Below are 23,866 nucleotides of genomic sequence, written 5' to 3' on the forward strand. Positions count from 1 at the left end.
CGTCAGCGCACCAGGCCGGCGAGGACGTCCCAGAACCCGGGGAAGCTCACGTCCACCGACTCGGCGCCCTCCACCTCCACCCCCTCCGGAGCGACGAGGCCCGCCACCCCGAGCGCCATCGCCAGGCGGTGGTCGCCGTGGGCCTGCGCCCGGCCGCCCCGGAGCCCGCCGCCGTGGATCACGAGCCCGTCAGGGCGCTCCTCCACCCGGGCCCCGAGGCGGCCGAGCTCGGTGGCCAGCGCCGCGAGCCGGTCGCTCTCCTTCACCCGCAGCTCCGCGGCGTCCCGGATCACGGTGGTGCCCTCCGCCGCGCAGGCGGCGACGGCCAGCACCGGGATCTCGTCGATCAGGCGGGGGATGAGCTCGCCGCCGATCTCGGCCCCGCGCAGGCCGGGCGCCGAGCGCACGTAAAGGTCGGCGACGGGCTCGCCGGCCGCCTCGCGCGGGTTCTGGAGCTCCACCGCCGCCCCCATGGCCGCGAGCACGTCCAGGATGCCGGTCCGGGTGGGGTTGACCCCCACCCCCTCGATCACGACCTCCGAGCCCGGCACCAGGGCCGCCGCCACGAGGAGGAAGGCCGCGGAGGAGATGTCCCCGGGCACGTCCACCCGCTGTCCCTCCAGGTCCGGCCGGCCCTCGACCGCCGCGGTGAGCCCCTGGCGGCGCACCCGGGCCCCGAAGCCGGCGAGCATCCGCTCGGTGTGGTCCCGGCTGGGCGCCGGCTCGGTCACGGCGGTCTCTCCCTCGCACGTGAGCCCGGCCAGGAGCACGGCCGACTTCACCTGGGCGCTGGCGACCGGGGAGCGGTAGTGCACCGGGCGGAGCGCCCGCCCCTGTACGGCCAGGGGCGCCCGCTCGCCCCCCTGCCGGCCCCGGATCTCCGCGCCCATCTCGGTGAGGGGACGCACCACCCGGCCCATCGGCCGCCGGCGAATGGAGGCGTCTCCGGTCAGCACGCTGAAGAACCGCTGCCCGGCCAGGAGACCGGTCAGCAGGCGGATGGTCGTACCGGAGTTGCCGACGTCCAGGACGTCCTCCGGCTCCCGGAGCCCGTCCAGGCCCCGGCCCCGGACCCGGAGGTGGGTCGGCGACCGCCGCTCGACCTCCGCCCCCAGCGCCTCCATGCAGGCCACCGTACGCAGGCAGTCCCCGCCGGGCAGGAAGTTCGTGATCTCGGTGGTCCCCCGGGCGATCGCCCCCAGGATGACGGCCCTGTGGGAGATGGACTTGTCCCCCGGCACGGTCAGGCGGCCGCGCAGGGGGCCGGACGGGGTCAAACGCATCGGCGTCGCCCTCCTCGCAGGCCGGCTCCCTACAGGGCGAGCCGGCTTCTCGCCTCGTGGGCCCGGGAGAACCAGCGGGCGATGCCCTCGGGGTCTCCCGCCCGCACCGCCGCCTCGAGCCCGTCGAGCGCCTCCCGGAAGTCGGCCAGGGCAGCCAGCACGGGGTCCCGGTTGGTGAGCAGGATGTCCTGCCACAGGTAGACGGGGCTGGCGGCGACCCGGGTGGTGTCACGGAACCCGCCCGCCGCCAGGCTCATCACCCAGCCCACGGCCTCGTCGCCCTTCTGCGCCGCGGCGGCGGTGGCGGTGGCGACGATCTGCGGCAGGTGGCTCACGTAGGCCACCCGGCGGTCGTGGAGGTCCGGCGGCATCCACAGCACCCGCGCCCCCACCGCCTCGGCGACCCGGGCCACCAGGGCCGCCGCCCAGGGCGGGGTCGCCGGGGTGGGGGTGATCACCCAGCGGGCGCCCCGGTAGAGGTCGGGCCGGGCAGCCCGGACCCCGGCCCGCTCCGACCCGGCCATCGGGTGGGAGCCGACGAAGGCCGCGCCGGGGGCGATGTGCGCCTCCCACGCGGCGACGACCTCGGCCTTCGTGCTGCCGAGGTCGGTCACCACGCAGCCCTCGGGCACCCTCGGTCCCCACTCCGCCGCCTGGTCCCGGATCACGCGCACGGGGGCGCCCAGCACCAGGAGTTGCGCCCCCGCCATGCCTGCCTCCGGATCGGTCTCCCAGCGGTCGACGGCACCGAGCTCCTGTGCCACCCGCAGGGTCCGGCGGTCGCGCCCGATCCCGACGACCTCCCGGGCCGCGCCCGCCCACCGGAGGGCCATCCCGAGGGAGCCTCCCATCAGGCCGACGCCCCAGATGGCCACCCGGTCCAGCGGCAGCTCCGGTGCGGGCACCTCAGTCACCCACCGGCGCCACCGGGGCTCCGGCCGCGGGCCGCGTGTGAGCGGTGGGCAGCGGGACCCGCCGCCCCAGGACCGCCGCGATGGCGGCGATCTCGTCCATCATCTGCCGGAACGCCTCGGGGCTCAGCGCCTGGGCGGCGTCGGAGACCGACTCGTCCGGACGGGGGTGCACCTCCACCTCCAGGCCGTCGGCGCCGGCCGCCACGGCCGCCCGGGCCAGGGCGGCCACCCACTGGCGCTTGCCGGCCGCGTGGCTGGGGTCGACCACCACGGGCAGGTGCGTCAGCTGGCGCACCACCGGGACCGCGGCCACGTCGAGGGTGAAGCGCGTGGCGGTCTCGAAGGTGCGGATCCCGCGCTCGCAGAGGATCACCTGGCTGTTGCCGCCCGCCAGGATGTACTCGGCGGCGCTCAGCCACTCCTCGATGGTCGTGCCGAACCCGCGCTTGAGGAGAACCGGGCGGTCGATCTGCCCCAGGGCACGCAAAAGCGGGTAGTTCTGGGCGTTGCGGGCGCCGACCTGGAGGATGTCCGCGTACCGGGCCACCAGCGGCACGGACTCCGGGTCCATGACCTCCGTGCAGACCGGCAGGCCGGTGCGCTCGCGAGCCTCAGCGAGGATCTCGAGCCCTTCCTCGCCGAGCCCCTGGAAGGTGTAGGGCGAGCTGCGCGGCTTGTAGGCCCCGCCCCGGAGGACCGTGGCGCCGGCCTCCCGGGCCGCGAACGCCGCCTCCAGGTACAGCTCCCGGCCCTCGACCGCGCAGGGCCCGGCAATCACGGGCACCTCGCCGCCGCCGAAGCGGACCCCGCCCACCTCGACCACCGTGTCCTCGGGGTGGAACTCCCGGCTCACAAGCTTGTAGGGCTTGGTCACCCGCATGGTGCGAGCCACCCCCGGGTGGCCTTCGAGGCTGGAACCCAGTGCCTCCAGCGAGGCCCGGTCGCCGCCGATGACGCCGACGATCGTGCTCTCCTCGCCGCGGGAGAGGTGCACCCCGAACCCGGCGCGCTCGACCCGCTCGACGACATCGGCGATCTCTTCCTCCGTGGCTCCCTTGCGCATGACGATGATCATCGGCATCTCGACCCCCGCTCGTTCGTTGCCTGCGCCACTCAGAAAAAGGCTTCCGTCCCCGCCAAGGGACGGAAGCCTGCCTTCCGCGGTACCACCCTCGTTGGCCCGGCTCGGATCCGGGCCCCCTCTGCCGGAGCACCACCATGCTCCCCTCCGGGTAACGGCGGAGGTGCCGTCAGCGGCTACTGGGCTGCTGGCCGTTCGCCCTGCGCTCCCGGGTGTATTCGGCGGGGTCCGTGCGCCGCTTCGCACCGACCAGCGGCTCTCTGGGGCTCCGGCGCACCCGCTTACTTCTCCCGGTCATCGCTTTCGCGTCGCGGTGTTGACAGGAGTATAGCACCCGGCTTCCGGGGGGTCAAGCCCCGGCCGGCCGCCTTCCGCTCTTCCCCTGGACGTCGGAATCTTTCACTCTTGCAGGTGGAGCACCTGCCCGGCCCCGGGACCCGGTCAGGCACCCAGCGCCTCCCGGAGCCCCCGCACGAACTCGCCCACCCGCCGGAGCCGAAGGGCCGGGTCTGCCGTCTCCCCGCACAGGCGGACCACCGCGCTGCCCACGATCACGGCGTCGGCCACCTCGGCGACCGCCCGGGCCTGCTCCGCGTCGCGGATGCCGAACCCGACCGCCACCGGCAGGTCCGTGTAGCGCCGGGTCCGCTCGACCAGCGGCGCGAAGCGGTCGGAGAGCGATTCCCGGGCCCCCGTGACCCCGAGGAGGGACACGCAGTAGACGAAGCCGCTCGCCTCCCGGACGATGGCTGCCACCCGCTCGGCGGGCGTGGTGGGGGCGACCAGCGGGATGAGGTCGACCCCGGCCTCGCGGAGGTGGCCGCGCAGGGGCCCGGCCTCCTCGTGGGGCAGGTCGGGAACGATCACCCCGTCGACCCCCGCCTCCGCGGCCGCCCGGGCGAACGCGGCGTAGCCCTGGCGCAGCACCGGGTTCGTGTAGGTCATGAGGGCGATCGGCACCTCCACCCCGCGGGCCCGCAGCCGGCGCACCAGGTCCAGCACCCCCGCGGGCGTCATCCCCGCCCGCAGGGCACGCTGCCCTGCCGCCTGGATCACCGGGCCGTCGGCGAGGGGGTCGGAGAAGGGGACGCCGAGCTCGATCACGTCGGCCCCCGCCCCAGCCACGGTCTCGACGAGGTCCAGCGAGGCCTCCGGGTCCGGGTCGCCCGCCATCAGGTACACGATCAGGGCCTTGCGGCCTTCCCGGCGCAGCTGGCCCAGCCGCCGCCCGATCCGGTTCTCGGGCGCCGCCGTCATCGCGCCGCCTCCCCCTCTCGGCCGGCCTGCCCGAGCAGGCGCATCACGTGGTAGATGTCCTTGTCCCCGCGGCCGGACAGGTTGACGACCACGATGGCATCCGGCGGCAGCTGCGGGGCGATCCTCGCCGCATACGCCACGGCGTGGCTCGACTCCAGCGCCGGGATGATCCCCTCCGTGCGGGCCAGCAGCTGGAAGGCCGCCAGCGCCTCGTCGTCCGTGACGGCCACGTACTCGGCCCGCCCCGTGTCCCGGAACCACGCGTGCTCCGGGCCGACCCCGGGGTAGTCGAGCCCCGCCGAGACGGAGTACGCCTCCCGGACCTGGCCGTGCTCGTCCTGAAGGAGGTACGAGAGCGCCCCGTGCAGCACGCCGGGCTCCCCCGCACCCAGGGAGGCGGCGTGGTGGCCCGTCCCGAGCCCCCGGCCGGCGGCCTCCACCCCGACCAGCCGCACCTCCGGGTAGGCGGAGAGCGGGTGGAACAGACCCATGGCGTTGGAGCCACCGCCCACGCAGGCGATGGCCACGTCGGGCAGGCGCCCCTCGGCGGCCCGGATCTGCTCGATCGTCTCCCTGCCGATCACGGCCTGGAAGTCCCGCACCATCGCCGGGTAGGGGTGGGGACCGACGACCGACCCTATGACATAATAGGTGTCCTCCACGTTCGTGACCCAGGCGCGCAGGGCCTCGCTGGTCGCATCCTTCAGCGTGGCGCTGCCGGTGGTCACGGGCACCACCTCCGCCCCCAGGAGGCGCATGCGGAAGACGTTGGGCTCCTGGCGGCGGACGTCCTCGGCCCCCATGTAGACCGTGCACTTCATCCCGAAGCGCGCGGCCACGGTGGCGGCCGCCACCCCGTGCTGGCCGGCTCCGGTCTCGGCGATGATGCGCCGCTTGCCCATCCGCCGCGCCAGCAGGGCCTGGCCGAGGCAGTTGTTGATCTTGTGGGCCCCGGTGTGGTTCAGGTCCTCGCGCTTGAGGTAGATGCGGGCCCCGCCCAGCTCCCGGGTGAGGCGCTCGGCGAAGTAGAGGGGCGTGGGCCGGCCCGCGTACTGGCGGTAGTAGTAATCCAGCTCCGACCAGAAGGCCGGGTCGCTGCGGGCTTCCCGGTACGCCGCCTCCAGCTCCAGGAGGGCCGGCATCACGGTCTCCGGCACGTAGCGCCCGCCGTAAGGGCCGAAGCGGCCCTGCGCGTCGGGCTCGGTGAGCTCTCTGAGCCCTGTCACGGTCGAGTTCCCTCCCGGGCGCTCCGGACGAACGCCCTGATCTTGTCCGGGTCCTTCTGCCCGCCGGTCTCGACGCCGCTGGAGACGTCGACCCCGTCCGGACCCACGGCCCGCACCGCCTCCGCCACCGTGTCCGGGTCGAGCCCCCCGGCCAGGATGAACTTCCCTGTGTACCCGTGCCGGCGGAGGAGGTCTCGGGCCTCCCGGCCGAGCACCCGGTCGAGCGCCACCCCCGTGCCGCCGGCCTGACCGCTGACCCGCGGCTCGACGAGGATTCCCCAGGCACGGGTGTACTCGAGCAGGCGGGACAGGTCGTCCCGACCGGCGAGCCGCACCCCCTTGATCACCGGCAGGGGCAGCGCCTCCAGGACCTCGGGCGGCTCGTCCCCGTGCAGCTGCACGTGGGTGAGCCCGGCGGCGCGGGCGACCGCCACGACTTGCGCCACCGGCAGGTCCACGAACACCCCGACCCGGGCGACGCCGGGCGGCAGATGCCCGCCCAGGCGCCGGGCCTCCTCCGGGGCGACCTGGCGGCGGCTCGGGGCGAACACGAAGCCGACGGCGTCCGCTCCCGCCTCAGCGGCCGCCCGCGCGGCTTCCGGCGTGCGGATCCCGCAGATCTTCACCCACACCGCCGGCCTCCCCCTCTCCCGCCAGCCAGCTCCGCAGCGCCGCGCCGGGGTCGGGCTCGCGCACGAGGTGCTCGCCCACCAGGACCGCGTGCACGCCGGCCTCCGCCAGCCGGCGGCAGTCCGCCGGACCCCGGATGCCGCTCTCGCTCACCAGGGTGACGTCCGGCGGCACGGCCGGCGCCAGGTTCAGGGTGACCTCCAGCCGGGTCTCGAAGGTCCGGAGGTCCCGGTTGTTGATCCCCACCACCCGGGCCCCCGCCGCCAGGGCCAGCTCCAGCTCGGCCGCCGTGTGCACCTCCACCAGGGCGGCCATGCCCAGCCCGGCGGCCACCGCCTGCATCTCCCGCAGCCAGCCGGCGTCCGGCCGGGCGGCCACGATGAGGAGCACCGCGTCGGCCCCGGCCGCCCGGGCCTCGTACACCTGGTAGGGCTCGAGGAGGAAGTCCTTGCGCAGGAGCGGCACCCCCACGGCCTGCCGCACGGCCCGCAGGTGGTCCAGGCTCCCCTGGAAGAAGGGTCCGTCCGTCAGGACGGAGACGGCGGCGGCGCCGCCGGCCTGGTACCCCCGGGCGATCGCCACGGGGTCGAAGTCCGCCCGCAGCACCCCCCGGGACGGGCTCGCCTTCTTCACCTCGGCGATGACGGCCACGGGGAGCGACGCACGGGGCCGGAGCGCACCGGCGAAGTCCCGCGGCGGCGGGGCGGCGCGGGCGGCCTCCTCCACCGCGGACAGCGGCCGGCGGGCCCGGGCGGCCGCCACCTCCTCGGCCTTGGCGGCCAGGATGCGGTCGAGGATCATCGCCCGCCCTCCTCAGGCCGGCTGCCGCTCGGCGGCGAGCGCGCAGGTCAGGCGCCGGAGCCCTTCCAGCACCGCCAGGGCCCGGCCGGAGTCGACGGCCTCCGCCGCCAGCCGCACGCCCTCGGCCGGCGTCGTGGCCCGGCCGGCGGCGACCAGCGCCATGCCGGCGTTCAGGAGCACCACGTCCCGCTGCGGGCCCGGCCGTCCCTGCAGGACGGCCTCGGCGATCCGTGCGTTCTCGGCAGGGGTGCCGCCCCGGATGGACTCGGGCGGGGCGCGCCGCAGCCCGGCGTCCTCCGGCACGATCTCGTAGGTGCGGACGGCGCCGTCCTGGTAGTCGCTCACCCGGGTCGGCCCGCTCACGGACACCTCGTCGATCCCCTCCAGACCGTGCACGACCAGCGCCCGGCGCACCCCGAGGTTCCCCAGCACCCTGGCGAGGGGCTCGGTGAGGTCGGGGCGGAACACCCCGACGAGCTGCGCCTGGGCGCCGGCAGGGTTGGTGAGGGGGCCGAGGAAGTTGAAGATGGTCCGCAGGCCGATCTCCCGCCGCACCGGGGCCACGTGCCGCATCGCCGTGTGCAGGGCCGGGGCGAAGAGGAACCCGATCCCCACCTCGTCGATGCAGCGGCCCACCTCCTCCGGCGACAGGTCGATCCGGACCCCCAGCGCCTCCAGGACGTCGGCGCTGCCGGCCTGGCTGGAGGCCGCCCGGTTGCCGTGCTTGGCGACCGGCACCCCCGCCCCGGCGACCACGAAGGCCGCCGTGGTGGAGATGTTGAACGTGCCGGCGCCGTCGCCGCCGGTGCCGCAGGTGTCGACCACGAAGGGCTGCCGGTGCGGGACCGGGATCGCCCGGGCCCGCATCACCCGGGCGCAGCCGGTGATCTCCTCGACGGTTTCCCCCTTCAGGCGCAGCGCCACCAGGAGCGCCGCCATCTGGGCCGGCGTGGCCTCGCCGGCCATCAGGGCCTCCATGGCCTGGCTCGCCTCTTCCTCCGTCAGGTTCTGCCCCTCCGCCACCCGGGCGATGAGGGTGCGCAGTTCCTGGGCCATCGGGATACCTCCTCTGTACGCGTTCGGTTCGCTCGCCGCCCTCGCCGTCAGGTGACCGGCGCCGCCGCCCGCCGGTGGCGGGCCGCCAGGTCGAGGAAGTTCCGGAGGAGCCGGTGACCGCCTTCGGTCAGGATCGACTCCGGATGGAACTGGACGCCCCACACCGGGTGCTCCCGGTGCCGGAGGCCCATGATCAGCCCGTCGGCGGTCTCGGCGGTGACCTCCAGGCTACCGGGCAGGGAGTCCCGATCGACGATGAGCGAGTGGTAGCGGGTCGCCGTGAACGGCGACGGCAGGCCGGCGAAGAGCGGATCGCCCCGGTGGTGGATCGGCGAGGTCTTGCCGTGCATCAGGTATGGCGCCCGCACCACCCGCCCGCCGTACGCCTGGCCGATCGCCTGGTGCCCGAGGCACACGCCCAGGATGGGCGTGGTGGCGCCCAGCTCCCGCACCACGTCCAGCGTCACCCCGGCCTCGTCGGGCGTGCAGGGGCCGGGCGAGAGCACGATGCCCTCCGGGGCCAGGGCCCGGATCTCCGGCACGGTGATGCGGTCGTTGCGGTAGACCTCCATCCGGGCGCCCAGCTCGCCCAGGTACTGGACGAGGTTGTACGTGAACGAGTCGTAGTTGTCGATCACCAGGATCACGGCCTTCCCCCCTCTGCCAGCTCGAGCGTGCGGATGAGGTGCCGGGCCTTGTGGAGCGTCTCCTCGTACTCCCGCTGCGGGTCCGAGTCGGCAACCACGCCGGCCCCGGCCTGGATGTGGGCGACCGCGTCCTGCAGGATCAGGGTGCGGATCGTGATGCAGGTGTCCAGGTTCCCGCGCAGGTCCACGTACCCCACCGCGCCGCCGTAAGGGCCCCGGCGGACGGGCTCGAGCTCGTCGATGATCTCCATGGCCCGCACCTTGGGGGCGCCGGTCAGGGTGCCCGCCGGGAAGCAGGCCGCCAGGGCGTCGAGCGCGTCGCGGCCGGGGGCGAGGCGGCCGGTCACGGAGGAGACCAGGTGCATGACGTGGGAGTACCGCTCCACCCGCATGAGCTCGGGCACCCGCACGGTGCCGAACTCGGCGACCCGCCCCACGTCGTTGCGGCCGAGGTCGACGAGCATGATGTGCTCGGCCCGCTCCTTCTCGCTGGCCAGCAGGCGCTCCTCGTTCGCCCGGTCCTCGGCCTCGTCCCGCCCCCGCGGCTCGGTCCCGGCGATGGGCCGGACCTCCACCACCCCGTCCTGGACCTTCACGAGGCGCTCGGGCGACGACCCCACCAGGTGCAGGTCCCCCGTGCGGAAGTAGAAGAGGTAGGGCGAGGGATTCACCGTCCTCAGCATCCGGTAGATGTCGAGGGGGTTGGCCCGGGTGGGGGCCGTGAGCCGCTGCGACAGGACGACCTGGAAGGCGTCTCCCGCCGCGATGTACTCCTGGATGCGCCTTACCGCCGCCAGGAATCGCTCCCGGGGGAAGTGGGCGTGGAGGCCGCCGGCCGCCGCGCCTGCCCGGGTCGCCGGGGCCACGGGGGGCGCCGGGGCCACCGGGGCCGCCAGCCGGGCCCGGGCCTCGCCCAGGACGTCGAGGGCCCGGGCGTACGCCCCCTCCGGGTCGCCGCCCGGGACGGCCAGCGCCACCAGGTACAGGCGGTGGGTCAGGTGGTCGAAGACCGCGACCAGCTCGGGCACGAGGAAGACGGCGTCCGGCGCGCCCAGGACGTCCGGGGGGGCGCCGGGAAGGCGCTCGAAGTGGCGAACCACGTCGTAACCCAGATACCCGACGGCGCCGCCGAGGAAGGGCGGCAGACCGGTGGCCGGGGGGCCGGCGAGAGGCACGGGTGGGGCGGCGTCCAGCCCGGCCAGCAGTTCCCGCAGGTGCCGGAGCGGATCGCCGGTCCGTACGGCCTCGCCCTCCGGCCCGCTCCGGACCGTCCGCCCCTCCCGGTGGACCAGCCGGGCCAGCGGGCGGCCGCCCAGCATGGAGTAACGGCCGACCCGGTCGCCGCCGTCGGCGCTCTCGAGCAGGAACGCGTCGCGGTCCTGCGCGAAGAGCTTGAGGAAGAGGGAAATCGGCGTCTCCAGGTCGGCGATCAGCTCCTGGTAGACCGGCACGGTGCGGAAGCGCGAGGCCGCTTCCAGGAACGGCGCCGGTACGGTGCGGGTCAGCATGGACGGGACCTCCTCGAGGGGGACGGTGTGGCGACGGGCGGGGGCAGGTGTACGCAAAAAGGCGCTCCGTCCCGATTCCGGGACGGAGCGCCTGTCGACGTCTCCGCGGTGCCACCCCGCTTGGGCTCCGGCAAGAGCCGGGCCCCACTCCTTCGCAGGTACGGCCGCATGGCGGCGTATACCCTCTACCCGGTAACGGCGGAAGTCCCCGGCTGAGCCTACTTGCACGCCCACCCTGACACGGGCGGCGTTCGGTCAGCGGCTCGTGGGCCCATTCGCCAGGCGGTTCCGCACCGGACCTCGCACCCCGGCACCGGCTTCCGCCGGTGCCCGCCGGCTCGCTGCAGCGGCCCCGCCTGGGTACTCTTCCCACTCATCGCCTCTGGCGGCGGTGTCGTTTGGCTATGACGGTACCACCTGGGGGCCGGGGTGTCAAGAGCCCAGCCGGCCTTCCGCTCAGAACCGGATGTGCAGCGGTTTCGCCTCCTCCGCCCGGGCGCGTTCGAACACCAGCTCCAGAACCCCGTTCTGGTATGTGCTGCCCACCCCCGTGTCCTTCACCGGCACGGGCAAGTCGATCACCCGGGAGAACCGGCCGGTCGCCCGCTCCTGCTGCACCACCGCTTCGGGCTGGCTGGCCAGCGGGTGCGGCGGGATGGTGCCCTCGACGCGCAGGCGGGAGTCGCCGACGAGGCTCGCCCGCAGGTCGCCCGGGTCCCGGAGCCCGGGCAGCGAGATGCAGACGATGACGTTCCGGGGGGTGAGGAAGAGGTCGACGGGCGGACCGGCGGCGACCGGGCGCTCCGCCTGCGCCTGCATCGGGGCGCCCCCTCCTCCGGCCGGCGGTGCTGGAAAAACGTTCTGGCCGGGGGGGAAGAGTCCGGCCAGCTGCTGCATCTGTTTCCAGAAACCCTCGTCCAGCGGTCCGGAGCCGTTCATCATGCTGCTCCAAAAGTCCGGCCCGAACAGTTCCTCGACCTTGCGCAATTTTTCGATGGCATCCCGCAGGGGGTTCACGGGGTCCACCTCCGGACCGGTCCGCGAGCCTACCCATGAGTATGCAGGTTCTGGAGGGATTCCGTCCCCGCCCGGCGCGGACGGGCTGCTGCATGGCGGCGACGCGCCGCTCATACGATGCGGCAGTCCGGATCCCGTGGCAGGCGCAAGTGGGCAGGCCGTGGGGGGTGGCGACCGCGGGCAGCCTCCGGAGCGTGATGGAAGCGATCGTCCGGTTCGTGCGGGGCGGACCCTGGGCCTGCGGACGGCGTCAGGAGCACCGCACCCTGGCCGAGCTGGCGGCGCTGCGGCGCCGGCTGGACGCCGCCTGCTCCGCCGTGACCGAGGCCGGGCACCTGCGGGCCGACCTGGGACACCTCATGGAAGAGGTGCACCGCCTGCGGGCGACGTGCGAGGGTCTGGAGCGGCTCATCATCGGGCTTGCGGGTGACCGCCCCGTCTACGTCGACAAGGTGGCCATCGGCCGGCTCGAGTACGTGGTGGGAGCGGTGTACGTCTCCGAGGTGAGCGGCTCCCTGAACCTCGGCTACAGCTACGCCGTCCGGGTGGGGGGTGACGCCGCCGCGGGCGCCGGCCGGCGGCCCCCGGGCCCCGCAGGGCGCTCACCCGCCGCCGGCAGCGCGGACCCCCGGCGTCCCCACCCCGCGCCTCCGCCGCGGACCCCTTCCGGCGGCAAGGGGGTGGGGCGATGACCCCGATCTTCGTCATCTTCGTGCTCAAGATCCAGTCGGTGGCGACGGGCGCGGCAGTGAACCTGGGGGAGATCGTCGTCTCGTCCCCGACGAACAACAACAAGCGCAACGCCGGGGCGGGCGACTCGTTCGGCGACAACCACACCCTCGGGTTCCGGAGCGTCACGCTCGACCCCGATCACAACGACACGCTGGCCTGGCAGCCGAGCAACATGCCAGTTCGCTGGCTGGGCTTCTGAAAGGGGGAACACGGCGTTGCCCGCCTTGTTCAACATCTGGTTCTTCAAGACCAACGGAACGCCGACGAGCGGCAGTGTAAACCTGGGCCAGTTCGTCACTCCGTCCCCCGTCAACAACCTGAAGCGCAACGAGGGTGCCGGCGATTCCTTCGGGGACTTCCAGTACATCTACGCGCCGCTCACCGCCAGCGCGGACCAGGACCTGGCCGACACCTCGGCCTGGCAGCCCACCTGGCGGCCCTACACCAACGTGGGGTTCTGAGGCGCCGCACGGTGCCCGCGGGCTCACCGCCCGGACAGGCCGTACACCTCCCGCAAGCGTTGGAACGTATCCGACGGCAGGTTGGGCGGGTCGCCGATCTGCAGGGCCAGCACGTAGACCATGGCCACCTCCTCCAGGTCGAGGGCCCGCAGGATGGCCTCCTCCGGATCGCGCCCGACGGCAAGAGCCCCGTGGGCCTGGAGGAGGGCGGCGCGGGCGCCGGTGCGCCGGAGCGTCTCGGCCACCCGCTCGCCCAGCTCCGGCGTGCCGGGAAGGGCGAAGGGCGCGACCGGCACCTCCTCGCCCAGCTTGATCATCTCCGGAAGGACGGGAGGGATGGGGCGCCCGAGCAGCGCCAGGGCGGTGGCGTAGGGGGAGTGGGTGTGCGCCACCGCGTGCACGTCCGGCAGGGTACGGTAGAGGTGGGTGTGCATCGGCGTCTCGCTCGACGGCCGGCGATCGCCCTCCGCCACCGTGCCGTCGGGACGGATCACCACGAGGTCCGCCTCGGTCATGACGTCGTACGGCATGCCCGAGGGCGTGATGACGATGAGGCCGCTTCCCGGGTCCCGGGCGCTGAAGTTCCCGTTGGCCCCTTTCATGAGCCCGGCGGCGTGGGCGCGGCGGGCCATGCGGAGCACCTCGGTGCGGAGGGAAGAGAGCTGCACAGGGCCTCACTCCCGATGGGCGTGGCGTGCGGTCCGTGCGGGCCACAGCCCGGTCCTCACGTGTCCGCCGGCCGCAGGCTGACCTCGCCGGCCAGGACCCGGTGGAGCCGGCCGTCCGGCAGGCGGAGGAGCAGGGCGCCGTCCCCGTCGACGTCCTCGGCCACCCCCGCGAGCGCCGGCTGGCCCTCGGCCACGGGAAGGATCCGCACCGGCCGGCCGAGGGTCACGGACAGGGCCCGCCAGCGCGCCAGCACCCCGTCGAACCGCCCGGCAAGGGTCTCCCGGTACGCGTGTTCGAGCCCGGCGAGGATCGCGCGGGCCAGGGCGGCGCGGGGGGCGGGCCGGCCCTGCTCGATCCGGATGGACGTGGCGCTCTCCCGGATCTCGGGCGGGAACGCCGCCGCCGGCGTGTTCACGTTCACCCCGATGCCCACGACGACGAAGTGCACCCGTTCCCAGTCTGCCTCGATCTCCGTGAGGATGCCGCAGAGCTTGCGGCCCCCGGCCACCACGTCGTTCGGCCACTTGATCCCGCACGGCACGTCCGAGACGGCCCGGACGGCCTCGGCCACGGCCACCGCGGCCGCCAGGGTGAGCCGCGCCACCTCGGGCGCCGGCAGGGGCGGGCGCAGGAGCACGGACATCCACAGGCCCACCCCGGGCGGGGAGGCCCAGGCGCGCCCGAGCCGGCCCCGCCCGGCCGTCTGCTCCTCGGCCACCACGACGAGCCCCTCGGGGGCGCCGCGGCGGGCCCGTTCCTTCGCCAGGTCGTTCGTGGAGGACACCGACTGCCGCACCTCGACCTGCCGGCCCAGCACCTCGGTCGCCAGACCGCTCCGGATCTCCTCCGCCGTCAGCAGGTCGGGCACCGACTCGAGGACGTACCCCCGCCGGGGGCTCCCTTCGATCGGATAGCCGGCCCGGCGCAACGCCGTCACGTGCTTCCACACCGAGGTGCGGCTGAGGCCGAGGGCCCTCGCCAGCTCCTCGCCGGAGACCGGCCGCCCCCGGTTCTCGCGCAGGATCTCCAGGATCCGGGCACGCACGCCCCCACCCCCTACCCGACCCGGGCGAGACCGAGGGTCTCGCCCCAGCGCTCCTCCACCGCCCGCAGGATCGGCCCGGCCAGGGCGGCGTCGGACCGGGCCAGGAGGCGCTCGGCCTCCGCCCGGGCGGCCTCGAGGAGCTCCCGGTCGGCCAGGAGGTCGGCGAACTGCAGGCCCCAGCCGCTCTGCTGCGTGCCGGTGAACTCGCCCGGTCCCCGGATGCGCAGGTCCTCCTCCGCCAGGACGAACCCGGAATGGGTGCGCTCGAGGATCCGCAGCCGCTCCTCCGCCTCCGGGGTGCGCGGGTCGGCCAGCAGGACGCAGTACGCCTTCTGGCCGGCGCGCCCCACCCGCCCCCGCAGCTGGTGGAGCTGCGCCAGCCCGAAGCGGTCCGCCTCCTCGATGACGATCACGGAGGCGTTCGGCACGTCGACCCCCACCTCGACGACGGTGGTCGCCACCAGCACCTGCACCGCCCCCGTGCGGAACGCCTCCATCGTGGCCTCCTTCTCCTCCGGCCGCATGCGGCCGTGCAGCAGGCCGAATCGCACGCCGGTCCCCCCGTACCGCTCCACCAGTTCGGCGTGGAGCGTGGTTGCGGCCTGCGCCTCGAGGCGGTCGGACTCCTCCACCAGCGGCGCAATCACGTACCCCTGCTGACCCCGCAGGGCGAACTTCTCCACCAGCGTGCGGTAGACGTGGTCCCGCTCCGAGCGGCGCCGCCACACCGTGACGACGTCCTGGCGGCCCGGCGGCTTCTCGTCGATGACCGAGACGTCCAGATCGCCGTACAGCGTCATGGCCAGCGTGCGGGGGATGGGGGTGGCGGTCATCACCAGCACGTCCGGATCGCGCCCGGCCTCCCGCCCCTTCTCGTGCAGGCGAGCCCGCTGGCGGACGCCGAACCGGTGCTGCTCGTCGATCACGACCAGCGACAGGTCGGCGAAGCGCACCCCCTCCTCCAGCAGGGCGTGCGTCCCCACCACGACCCGCGCGTAGCCCAGTCCGACCGCCCGCAGCGTGTCCGCCCGCTCCCGGCGGCCCTGCCTCCCGGAGACCAGGGCGACCTGGATGCCGAGGGGCGCCAGGAGGCGCCGCAGGGACAGGTAGTGCTGCTCGGCGAGGATCTCCGTCGGCGCCATGAGTGCCGCCTGGTGCCCGCTCTCCACCGCCTTGACCATGGCGAGGGCCGCCACGACCGTCTTGCCGGCGCCCACATCGCCCTGGAGGAGGCGGTTCATCGGGCGGTCGGACTCCATGTCGGCCGAGATCTCCCGGATCACCCGCTCCTGGGCCCGGGTGAGCGCGAAGGGGAGCCGCTCCCGCAGGGCCCGGGTCAGCTCGCCGTCGGGCTTGTGCCGCACCCCCTGGCGGGGGCTCCGGATCCGGGCTCGCACCAGGCCGAGGCCGACCTCCAGAAGGAAGAGCTCCTGGAACTTGACGGTGCGCCGGGCCTTGTCGAGCCGGTCCTGGGACGAGGGCCAGTGCACCTCCTGCCACGCCTCCGGGGCGGGCAGAAGGCCCTGGCGGGCCCGCACCTCCTCCGGCAGCACCTCGGGCATGTGCGGCGCCGCCAGGGACACGGCCTCCCGCATGAGCCGCCGCATCTCCCGCTGGTGCAGGCCCTCGGTCAGGCCGTAGACGGGGACGATCCGGCCGGCGTGGAGGAGGTCCGCCTCCTCGTCGAGGACGTCCCACTCCGGGTTCTTGAGGACGAGACCCCCCCGATCCCACTCCGGCCGGCCCGAGAGGGCCACCGTGGCCCCGGGGGTCAACGCGCGCACGAGCCAGCCCTGGCCGAACCACAGCGCCCGCAGGTGGCCGGTGCCGTCGCTCACGACGGCGGTCACCACGGCGAGCGACGGGCGCCGCGGGGGCCGGACGTCGGACACCGAGACCACCCGCCCGAGCACCGTGGCAGGCCGGCCGGGGAGCAGGCTGCCGATCTTCTGGAAGTTCGCGTAGTCCAGGTACCGGCGGGGAACGTGCTCGACCAGCCGGCGGAGGGTGGTGAGGCCGAGGCGCGCCAGGAGGCGGGCCCGCGCCGGGCCCACCCCCTTGACGTACTGCACGTCCCGGTCGAGTACCGACTCCACCCCGATCCCCCTCCGGTCACTCGAGGCCGAAGAGATACGGGTACAGCGGCTGCCCGCCGAAGTGGACCTCCACCTCGTGGTCCGGGTAGAGCGCCCGCAGGTCGGCGGCGAGCGCCTGCGCCCGGGTCCCGTCCGTCCCCTCGCCCCAGAAGAGGGTGATGACCTCCCCGCCCCGCTTCGCGACCATCCGGGCCACGACCGCCTTGACCGCCTCCTCCGGGTCCCGCCCGGTCACCACGATGTCGCCGCCGTGGAGCCCCAGCACGTCGCCGGCCCGGATCGTCAGGTCGCCCACCGCCGTGTCCCGGACGGCCCAGGTCACCTCCCCGGACTCCACCTCTTCGGCGGCGCGCTGCATCGCCGGCAGGAGCCGGTCGGCGCCGGCGTCCGGGTGCCACGCGACCATGGCCGCCAGCCCCTCCAGGACCGACCGGGTGGGGATGACGTGCACCTCCACCGGGGCGAGCTCCGCCGCCTGCCGGGCGGCGAGGATGACGTTCCGGTTGTTGGGGAGGACGAACACCACAGGAACACCCGTCTCCCGGATGGCCGCGAGGATGTCCTCCGTGCTGGGGTTCATGCTCTGCCCGCCGGCCACCACCCGGCTGGCACCCAGGCTGAGAAAGACGGACTCGATCCCCTCCCCGCTCGCCACCGCCACCACCGCCGTGGACGCGGCGACCTGCCCAGGGCTCGCGCCGGGCTCCTGCGGGTCCGCCCCGGACGGGTCGGGGGGGTCCGGCGGGCCACCGGCCTCCGCCGCCCGGGCCCGCAGGTCCTCGTGCTGCTCCCGCATGTTGTGGATCTCGATCCGGATCAGCTCGCCGTAACGGATGCAGAAGTCGAGCACCGGGCCCGGGTTGGCCGTGTGGATGTGGACCTTGGCGAGTTCGGGGGAACCCACCACGTACACGCTGTCCCCGAGGGGCTCGAGCCCGGCCCGGATCGCGTCGAGCGGGATCCCGTGCCCCCGGATGAAGAACTCGGTGTCGTAGGGGAACGGGATCCGGGCGATCTCCTCGTCGAGGCGGAAGGCGATCCGGGTGGCCGGCGACCGGTCCCGCGCCGCCCCGGCATCCTGCAGCGCGTCCGCGGCGGCGCCCGCGGGGGCACCGGTCGCGGCGGTGTCCACCGCCCGCACCGCCTCCAGCCAGCCGCGGAGGATGCACGTGTAGCCCTTTCCCCCGGAATCGACCACCCCGGCCTTCTTCAGGATGGGGAGCTGCTCCGGCGTCCGGGCGAGGGCGGCCTCGGCCTCGGCCAGAGCCGCCTCCAGGATGCCGCCGACGTCCCGCCCCTGCCGCGCGGCGGTGCCGGCTGCCCGGGCGGCCTGCCGGGCCACGGTGAGCATGGTGCCCTCGACCGGCTTCATCACCGCCCGGTAGGCGGTGTCCACGCCGTCCTGGAGCGCTCGCGCCAGGTCAGCGGGTCCGAGGGTGCGGAGCGACCCCGAACGCTGGGCGAACCCGCGGAACAGCTGCGAAAGGATCACCCCGGAATTCCCCCGGGCCCCCATGAGCGAGCCCTGGGCCAGTGCCCGGGCCACCGGGCCCACCTCGGTGCCCTGCACGCGCTCCACCTCGCGCAGCGCGGCCTCCAGGGTGAGGGCCATGTTCGAGCCGGTGTCACCGTCCGGTACCGGGAAGACGTTCAGCGCGTTGACCGCGTCCTTCTCCGCTTCGAGAACACGCGCGGCCGCCGCCACCATCTCGCGCAGGAGGCGGCCGTCAATCTCGGTGGCGGACAAACCAACCCGTCCCTTCGTTCATGCGTACCCGGGGAACTACGGGGGACCCTGAACCCGCACCCCCTGGACGTTGATCCGGACCGACCGCACCTTGAGTCCGGTCGCACCCTCCACCACGTAGCGCACCTTCTCCGTGATGTTCCGGGCGATCTCGGAGATGCGGGCGCCGTACCCCATGACAACGTACAGGTCGATGTCGACCTCGTCCCCGTCCCCGTGCACCCGGACGCCCCGGGCCAGGTTCTCCCGGCCGAGCATCTCCGCGATCCCGTCCTGCAACCGGGTGGAGGCCATGCCCACCACGCCGTAGCACTCCGTGGTGGCAACGCCGGCCAGGGTGGCGATGACCTCGTCGGAGAGCGTGATGCGTCCGAGTTCCGTCCGGACCTCCTTCGGCACCGGCCCCCCTCCCCGTGGTCCGACCTTACCTGTGGTTCGTGCCGCCTTTGGCAGACTCCTGCACGAACAGCAGCCCCGCGGCGGACCACGCACGGCCCCGCGGCCCCGGGGCGGGATTGCCCGCACCCTCCCCGCGTGATATGATGAGGCGTGTGCGCCCGGAACCTTCGCAGCGAGGGGGTGGACGGAAGTGGCTCGCCTTTGCGAGGTGTGCGGCAAGAAGTGGTGGCGGGGGAAGCAGATTTCCCACTCGCACATCCGCACGAACCGCACCTGGTCCCCGAACATCCAGCGCGTGCGCGCCGTGGTGGACGGGAAGAAGGTCCGGCTCTACGTCTGCACCTCCTGCCTGAAGGCCGGGAAGGTGCAGCGGGCCGTCTAGTCCGGGCCCGGATCGGTCGAACCTGCAGGTGGGCCGGAAGCCGCCCCTCGGGGGCGGCTTTCCGCGCGGGCGCCCCGGGTCTCCTCCAGTACCGCGGCCAGCTCGTCCCGGCCGAAGCGGTACACCGTCCCGCAGAACTCGCACCGGAGCTCGGCCTGCCCCTCCTCGCGGAGCATCGCCTCGAGCTCCGCACTGCCGAGGCTCGCCAGCACCCCCGCCGCGCGCTCCCGGCTGCACCGGCAGCGGAACTCCAGGGCCTGCTCGTCCAGCACATGATACGCAAAGCCCGCGAGGAGCCGTTCGAGCATCTGGTGGGGACCGAGCCCCGCGGCGATCGCCCGGCTCACCGCGCCCAGCTCCCGGAGGTTGGCCTCCAGGCGCTGCCGCTCCTCCTCCGCCGCGGTGGGCAGGAGCTGCATCAGGTAGCCGCCGGCGGCCGCGATGGCGCCGTCCGGGTGTACGAGCACGCCCAGGGCCACGGCGGCCGGCTGCTGCTCGGACGTCCACAGGTAGTGGGTGAGGTCCTCGGCGATCTCGCCGCTCACCAGGGGCGCGCTCCCCGTGTACATCTCCTTCAGGCCGAGGTCCCTCGTCACGTAGAGAAACCCGGTCCTGCCCACCGCCGCACCCACGTCGAGCTTGCCATCCTTCAGCGGTAGGTCCACGTGCGGGTGGGTCACGTAGCCCCGGACGTGGCCCTCTCCGTCGGCCTCGGCGAGGATGGCCCCCAGCGGGCCGTCCCCGTGGATGCGGAGGGTCACGGTCTCGCGCCCCTTCAGGCCCGCGCCCAGAAGCGCGGCCCCCACCAGGGCGCGCCCGAGTGCCGCGCTGGCGACGGGCCAGGTGTCGTGGCGCCGGCACGCCTCCGACACCAGGCCCGTGGCCTCGGCGGCAAGCACCCGGATGAGGCCGTCCCCCGCGATCGCGCGCACCAGCAGGTCGGACATGGCCTCATTGTAGCGAACCGCCGGCCGGAGACAAGGTCCGCACCGGCGGTCCGTCCGGCCGCGGCGGTGGCCCCCCTAGCCGCTCCGCCGGGAGAAGACCGACAGGATCGCGAGCAGGACCTTGCCGAGGGGCCTCGGCAGGCGGATGACCGTGATCCTCAACGCCGATCGCCCCCTTCCCCGCTACCGCCCGCGCTGCACCGTGTAGCCCAGGTACGCCAGGAAGGCGCCCAGGGCCGCCGCCCACAGGTAGGCGGGGACCGACAGCACCAGGACGAGTCCGCCCAGGACCATGAGCCCGTAGCCAAGGGCCGCGGCCGCCCGCTGCGGGCTGCGGCGTCCGATGCGCACGGCCCACCCCTCCCTGGCGCCAGCACGGCCCCCGGTTCAGTCACGTTCACAGTATGCCGGACCCGGGGGGTTTGTGCGGACGGTGCGACCGGCTACCCCGCCGAGGCCCTCCGCAGCGCAGCGATGGCCTCGCCGGCGTCCGGCTGTCCGAAGACGGCCGAGCCGGCCACCAGGACGGTGGCCCCTGCCGCCACGCAGGCCGGCGCGGTGTCGGGGGCCACCCCGCCGTCGACCTCCAGCTCGACCCGGCCGGCCAGGCCCCGGTCGGCCAACAGGCGCCGGGCGGCCGCGATCTTGGGCAGCACCTGCGGGATGAACCGCTGGCCCCCGAAGCCCGGGTTGACCGTCATGAGCAGCACCAGGTCGACCAGATCGATCACGTGCTCGATCAGGCTCAGGGGGGTGTGGGGGTTCAGGGCGACCCCGACCCGCACCCCCGCCTCCCGCACCTGGGTGAGCACCCGGTGCAGGTGCACGCACGCCTCCGCGTGCACGGTGATGAGGTCCGAGCCGGCCCGGACGAAGTCGCCGATGTACCGCTCCGGGTTCTCGATCATGAGGTGCGTGTCCAGGGGCAGCCGGGTGCGCTCCCGGATCCGCGCCACCACGGGCGGCCCGAAGGTCAGGTTCGGCACGAAGTGGCCGTCCATCACGTCCAGGTGGACCCAGTCGGCCCCTCCGGCCTCGATCCGCCGGAGCTCGCCGGCCAGGTCGGCAAAGTCGCTGCTCAGGAGCGAGGGCGCCACCTTGAGCCGCTGCGGCTCGATCGCCATCGGCGGCACCGCCCACCCCTCCTTTCCTGCCCTGCAGGCCGCCGCGTCCGGCGCTCACCAGGGCTTCTGGGCTTCGATCTCCGCGAGGAAGGCCAGGTAGTGTTCGTACCGGTGCCGGGCGATCCGCTCGCCGACCGCTGCCTTGACCGCGCAGCCGGGCTCGGCCCGGTGCAGGCAGTCGTCGAACCGGCAGGGACCCACGCGGTGGAAGTCGGGGAACAGGTGGCCCAGCGCCCGGGCCTCGACGCCCTCGAACTCCAGGTAGGTGAACCCGGGGGCGTCGGCGACGAGGCCCCCCGCCGGCAGGCGGATCAGTTCGACGTGGCGCGTCGTGTGGCGCCCGCGCCCCAGCTTGCGGGCCAGGGTCCCCACCCGGGCCTGGTACCCGGGGGCCAGCGCCCGCGTGAGCAGCGACTTTCCGGCCCCGCTCTGCCCGGCCAGGACCGAGGTACGCCCGGCGAGGCGGGCGGCCAGGTCGGGGATCCCCTCGCCGGTGAGCGCGCTCACCGGCACCACCGGATATCCCACCGTCTCCCCGTACAGCCGGCGGAAGCCCTCCACCTCCTGCGGCGTGCACAGGTCGGTCTTGTTCAGCACCAGGAGCGCCTCGATGCCGGCGTGCTCGACGTGGACCAGCACGCGGTCCAGGAAGCGGTAGTCCGCCTCCGGCTCGTGGAGGGTGAACACCACGGCGCACAGGTCGACGTTGGCCACGGGCGGCCGGCGCAGCTCGCTGGCGCGGGGCAGCACCCGGTCGATCCGCCCCTCGCCGTCCGGGGCCAGCGTGACCTCCACCCGGTCGCCGGCGAGGATGCGCCGCTCCTCCAGCCGCAGTTTCCCCCGCGGCCTGCACTCGACCTCCCGGCCATCAACCAGCACGTAGTGGATGTGGCTGTGGGATCGGATCACCTGCCCAACCGGCACGGACCGGCCTCACCCCCTTCAGGCTCGGCGTTCACGGCAGGGGGATCTCCCGGGCAGGCTTGCCGTCCGCGTAGACCAGGAGCCGGGCGCTCTCACCCGTCCACCGCACGGCGAGCTGGAAGATCTCCCCCGCCGGATGCCGGGCGTGGTGGACCGTCGTGACGCCGGCGGCGTCCACGAGGTCGACCCGGACGTCGACGGCCCCCTCCTTCCCGGGCACCTCGATGAGCTTGGTGGCCTCCCGGATCGCCGGCTGCGGCGGCCCGCTGCTCAGCGTCACGTTCACCGCCGACCCCGGGGCCACCTCGGCACCCGGCTGCGGATCCTGCGAGATGATCAGGTCCTCCGGCTGGTCCGAAGGCTGCCGCCCCACCTGGCCGAGGGCCAGCCCCTGGTCCTTGAGGAGCGCCTCCGCCTCGGCCAGCGTCTTGCCGGCCAGGTTCGGCACCTGCTGGCCGCCGCGGCTGACGACGATGTCCACCACCGTCTTCAGGCGCACCGGGACCCCCGGGCTCAGGCTCTGGGAGATTACGCGGCCCTCCGGAACCTTCGGGTCGAAGACCTCGGTGACGTTGCCGAGCTGCAGGCCCTTCTCGGCGAGGGCTGCCTCGGCCTCGGGCCGGGTCATGCGGGAGAGGTCGGGGACGGGAACCAGGCGGGGGCCCATGGACAGCCGCACCGCCACCACGCGCCCGGGCTTGACCTTCGAACCCGCCTCGTACTCCTGCCAGGTCACCCCATCCGGCGGGATCGAGTCCGAGTACTCCAGGGCGTCCACCTTGAGGACCAGGCCCGCGGCCGCCAGGCGCTCCTCCGCCTCCTGACGGCTCATGCCGACCACGTAAGGCACCTGGACGTCAGGGACGTCCAGGAGACGCATGACGTAGAAAGCCCCGGTGCCCAGGGCCGCGAGGAAGAGCGCGACGAGCCCGAGGGCAATCCACAGGCCGGCCGGGCTCCGCCTGCGCCCGGGTTCCTCCTCGTCGTCGGCGTCCACGTCCGGCGGCGGCAGGCGGCGCGCCGCCCGGGCCCGCACGGCCCGCAGGTCCTGGGTGGGGGCGTCGTCCGCGGAGAAGTGCACCCGGCCCTCCCGGTACGCGGCCAGGAACCGCTCGAGGTCGGCGCGCATGGCCTGGGCCGAGGCATAGCGGTCCTTCGGGTCCTTCTCCATCGCCCGGAGCACGATGGTCTCCAGCTCGGCCGGGATACCGGGCACGAGGGCCGAGGGCGGCCGCACCTCCTCCTGCACGTGCTTGAGCGCCACGGATACCGGCGACTCGCCGGTGAAGGGCACCCGCCCGGTGAGCATCTCGTAGAGGACCACGCCCAGGCTGTAGAGGTCGGACTTCTCGTCCGCCGGCCAGCCCCGGGCCATCTCCGGGGAGAAGTAATGGGCGGAGCCGAGCAGCGATCCGGTGTTGGTGACGGTGTCGTGGCTCACCGCGCGGGCAATGCCGAAGTCGGTCACCTTCACGCGCCCGTCCCGGGTGAGCAGGATGTTGTGCGGCTTGATGTCCCGGTGGACGATGCGGTGCCCGTGGGCGTGCGCCAAGGCGTCGAGGATGCCGACGGTGATGCGGGCGGCCTCGTCCGGCGGGAGAGGGCCGTGCGTCTGGATCCGGTGCTTGAGCGTCTCCCCCTCCACCAGTTCCATGACGATGTAGTGCAGATCGTCTTGGTGGCCGACGTCGTAAACCGACACCACGTTCGGGTGGGACAGGCTGGCAGCCGCCTGGGCCTCGCGCCGGAAGCGGCGCACGAACTCCTCGTCTGCCGCGTACTGGGGCTGCAGCACCTTGACGGCCACCGGGCGGTTCAGGAACAGGTCCTGGGCCCGGTAGACCACGGCCATGCCGCCCCCGCCCACCTTGTCGAGGACGCGGTAGCGGCCGCCGAGCACCGTACCCTGCTGCACCGCCG

Annotated in this window: 25 protein-coding genes; 4 read left to right on the forward strand and 21 right to left on the reverse strand. The window is 74.1% G+C overall.

The window, feature by feature from the left end; all coding sequences use genetic code 11:
• Positions 1-2 precede the first annotated feature (2 nt).
• From aroA to caldi_RS08465, 11 genes are all read right to left on the reverse strand, one after another.
• Positions 3-1,283 (reverse strand): 3-phosphoshikimate 1-carboxyvinyltransferase, encoded by a 1,281-nt coding sequence (aroA, locus tag caldi_RS08415; RefSeq protein WP_264844638.1) that lies wholly within the window; start codon positions 1,281-1,283, stop codon positions 3-5.
• Between the two features lie 29 nt (positions 1,284-1,312).
• Positions 1,313-2,197: a prephenate dehydrogenase gene (locus caldi_RS08420; RefSeq protein WP_264844639.1), complete on the reverse strand. Its 885-nt coding sequence runs from the start codon at positions 2,195-2,197 to the stop codon at positions 1,313-1,315.
• Positions 2,190-3,278 (reverse strand): 3-deoxy-7-phosphoheptulonate synthase, encoded by a 1,089-nt coding sequence (aroF, locus tag caldi_RS08425; protein WP_319951810.1) that lies wholly within the window; start codon positions 3,276-3,278, stop codon positions 2,190-2,192. The genes caldi_RS08420 and aroF overlap by 8 nt, the downstream gene beginning before the upstream one ends.
• Before the next feature lie 441 nt (positions 3,279-3,719).
• Positions 3,720-4,535 (reverse strand): tryptophan synthase subunit alpha, encoded by an 816-nt coding sequence (trpA, locus tag caldi_RS08430; protein ID WP_264844640.1) that lies wholly within the window; start codon positions 4,533-4,535, stop codon positions 3,720-3,722.
• The gene (gene trpB, locus caldi_RS08435; RefSeq protein WP_264844641.1) at positions 4,532-5,761 is read right to left on the reverse strand and encodes a tryptophan synthase subunit beta; all 1,230 of its coding nucleotides are present in this window, start codon (positions 5,759-5,761) and stop codon (positions 4,532-4,534) included. Before trpB ends, trpA begins: the two co-directional genes overlap by 4 nt.
• Positions 5,758-6,393, reverse strand: a complete 636-nt coding sequence (locus caldi_RS08440; RefSeq protein WP_264844642.1) for a phosphoribosylanthranilate isomerase — start codon at positions 6,391-6,393, stop codon at positions 5,758-5,760. The genes trpB and caldi_RS08440 overlap by 4 nt, the downstream gene beginning before the upstream one ends.
• Entirely contained in the window at positions 6,338-7,192 is an 855-nt protein-coding gene (gene trpC / locus caldi_RS08445; RefSeq protein ID WP_264844643.1) for an indole-3-glycerol phosphate synthase TrpC, read from the reverse strand. Before trpC ends, caldi_RS08440 begins: the two co-directional genes overlap by 56 nt.
• Before the next feature lie 12 nt (positions 7,193-7,204).
• Positions 7,205-8,248 (reverse strand): anthranilate phosphoribosyltransferase, encoded by a 1,044-nt coding sequence (gene trpD / locus caldi_RS08450; RefSeq protein WP_264844644.1) that lies wholly within the window; start codon positions 8,246-8,248, stop codon positions 7,205-7,207.
• 47 nt (positions 8,249-8,295) lie between these two features.
• Positions 8,296-8,895 (reverse strand): anthranilate synthase component II, encoded by a 600-nt coding sequence (locus tag caldi_RS08455; protein WP_264844645.1) that lies wholly within the window; start codon positions 8,893-8,895, stop codon positions 8,296-8,298.
• Complete coding sequence (trpE, locus tag caldi_RS08460) at positions 8,892-10,403, reverse strand: anthranilate synthase component I (protein WP_264844646.1); 1,512 nt, start codon at positions 10,401-10,403, stop codon at positions 8,892-8,894. Before trpE ends, caldi_RS08455 begins: the two co-directional genes overlap by 4 nt.
• Before the next feature lie 456 nt (positions 10,404-10,859).
• Positions 10,860-11,420 (reverse strand): Hsp20/alpha crystallin family protein, encoded by a 561-nt coding sequence (locus caldi_RS08465; RefSeq protein ID WP_264844647.1) that lies wholly within the window; start codon positions 11,418-11,420, stop codon positions 10,860-10,862.
• A 167-nt stretch (positions 11,421-11,587) separates the two neighbouring features.
• On the opposite strand from caldi_RS08465, the gene caldi_RS08470 reads away from it, so the two are divergent.
• The 3 genes from caldi_RS08470 to caldi_RS08480 are packed head-to-tail and all read left to right on the forward strand — an operon-like array spanning position 11,588 to position 12,613.
• Entirely contained in the window at positions 11,588-12,112 is a 525-nt protein-coding gene (locus tag caldi_RS08470) for a hypothetical protein (protein WP_264844648.1), read from the forward strand.
• The gene (locus caldi_RS08475; RefSeq protein ID WP_264844649.1) at positions 12,109-12,351 is read left to right on the forward strand and encodes a spore germination protein; all 243 of its coding nucleotides are present in this window, start codon (positions 12,109-12,111) and stop codon (positions 12,349-12,351) included. The genes caldi_RS08470 and caldi_RS08475 overlap by 4 nt, the downstream gene beginning before the upstream one ends.
• A gap of 16 nt (positions 12,352-12,367) precedes the next feature.
• Entirely contained in the window at positions 12,368-12,613 is a 246-nt protein-coding gene (locus caldi_RS08480; RefSeq protein WP_264844650.1) for a hypothetical protein, read from the forward strand.
• A 23-nt stretch (positions 12,614-12,636) separates the two neighbouring features.
• On the opposite strand, the gene caldi_RS08485 is transcribed toward caldi_RS08480, so the two are convergent.
• From caldi_RS08485 to caldi_RS08505, 5 genes are read right to left on the reverse strand one after another with little or no spacing between them, the layout of a single operon-like run.
• Entirely contained in the window at positions 12,637-13,281 is a 645-nt protein-coding gene (locus tag caldi_RS08485; RefSeq protein ID WP_264844651.1) for a class II aldolase/adducin family protein, read from the reverse strand.
• A 56-nt stretch (positions 13,282-13,337) separates the two neighbouring features.
• The gene (locus caldi_RS08490; protein WP_264844652.1) at positions 13,338-14,327 is read right to left on the reverse strand and encodes a biotin--[acetyl-CoA-carboxylase] ligase; all 990 of its coding nucleotides are present in this window, start codon (positions 14,325-14,327) and stop codon (positions 13,338-13,340) included.
• Between the two features lie 11 nt (positions 14,328-14,338).
• Positions 14,339-16,423, reverse strand: coding sequence for an ATP-dependent DNA helicase RecG (gene recG / locus caldi_RS08495; RefSeq protein WP_264844653.1), 2,085 nt, complete (start codon positions 16,421-16,423; stop codon positions 14,339-14,341).
• Positions 16,424-16,439: 16 nt separating this feature from the next.
• Positions 16,440-18,170: a DAK2 domain-containing protein gene (locus caldi_RS08500; RefSeq protein ID WP_264844654.1), complete on the reverse strand. Its 1,731-nt coding sequence runs from the start codon at positions 18,168-18,170 to the stop codon at positions 16,440-16,442.
• Positions 18,171-18,206: 36 nt separating this feature from the next.
• Positions 18,207-18,569 carry an Asp23/Gls24 family envelope stress response protein gene (locus tag caldi_RS08505; protein WP_264844655.1) on the reverse strand — a complete coding sequence of 121 codons (363 nt, stop codon included), beginning with the start codon at positions 18,567-18,569 and terminating at the stop codon, positions 18,207-18,209.
• Positions 18,570-18,759: 190 nt separating this feature from the next.
• Here caldi_RS08505 and rpmB point away from each other — a divergent pair, with 190 nt between their 5' ends.
• Complete coding sequence (rpmB, locus tag caldi_RS08510; RefSeq protein ID WP_264844656.1) at positions 18,760-18,951, forward strand: 50S ribosomal protein L28; 192 nt, start codon at positions 18,760-18,762, stop codon at positions 18,949-18,951.
• Here the strand turns inward: rpmB and hslO are convergent.
• The 5 genes from hslO to pknB form a co-directional block, all read right to left on the reverse strand.
• Positions 18,948-19,898: an Hsp33 family molecular chaperone HslO gene (gene hslO, locus caldi_RS08515; protein ID WP_264844657.1), complete on the reverse strand. Its 951-nt coding sequence runs from the start codon at positions 19,896-19,898 to the stop codon at positions 18,948-18,950. The two genes, rpmB and hslO, sit on opposite strands and share 4 nt — an antisense overlap.
• Before the next feature lie 183 nt (positions 19,899-20,081).
• The gene (locus caldi_RS08520; protein ID WP_264844658.1) at positions 20,082-20,249 is read right to left on the reverse strand and encodes a hypothetical protein; all 168 of its coding nucleotides are present in this window, start codon (positions 20,247-20,249) and stop codon (positions 20,082-20,084) included.
• A gap of 92 nt (positions 20,250-20,341) precedes the next feature.
• Positions 20,342-21,022: a ribulose-phosphate 3-epimerase gene (rpe, locus tag caldi_RS08525; protein ID WP_264844761.1), complete on the reverse strand. Its 681-nt coding sequence runs from the start codon at positions 21,020-21,022 to the stop codon at positions 20,342-20,344.
• A gap of 54 nt (positions 21,023-21,076) precedes the next feature.
• Positions 21,077-21,946 (reverse strand): ribosome small subunit-dependent GTPase A, encoded by an 870-nt coding sequence (gene rsgA, locus caldi_RS08530; protein ID WP_264844659.1) that lies wholly within the window; start codon positions 21,944-21,946, stop codon positions 21,077-21,079.
• Positions 21,947-21,977: 31 nt separating this feature from the next.
• Entirely contained in the window at positions 21,978-23,861 is a 1,884-nt protein-coding gene (gene pknB / locus caldi_RS08535; protein ID WP_264844660.1) for a Stk1 family PASTA domain-containing Ser/Thr kinase, read from the reverse strand.
• Positions 23,862-23,866 lie beyond the last annotated feature (5 nt).

This window comes from Caldinitratiruptor microaerophilus (assembly GCF_025999835.1).
Classification (GTDB): domain Bacteria; phylum Bacillota; class Sulfobacillia; order Symbiobacteriales; family ZC4RG38; genus Caldinitratiruptor; species Caldinitratiruptor microaerophilus.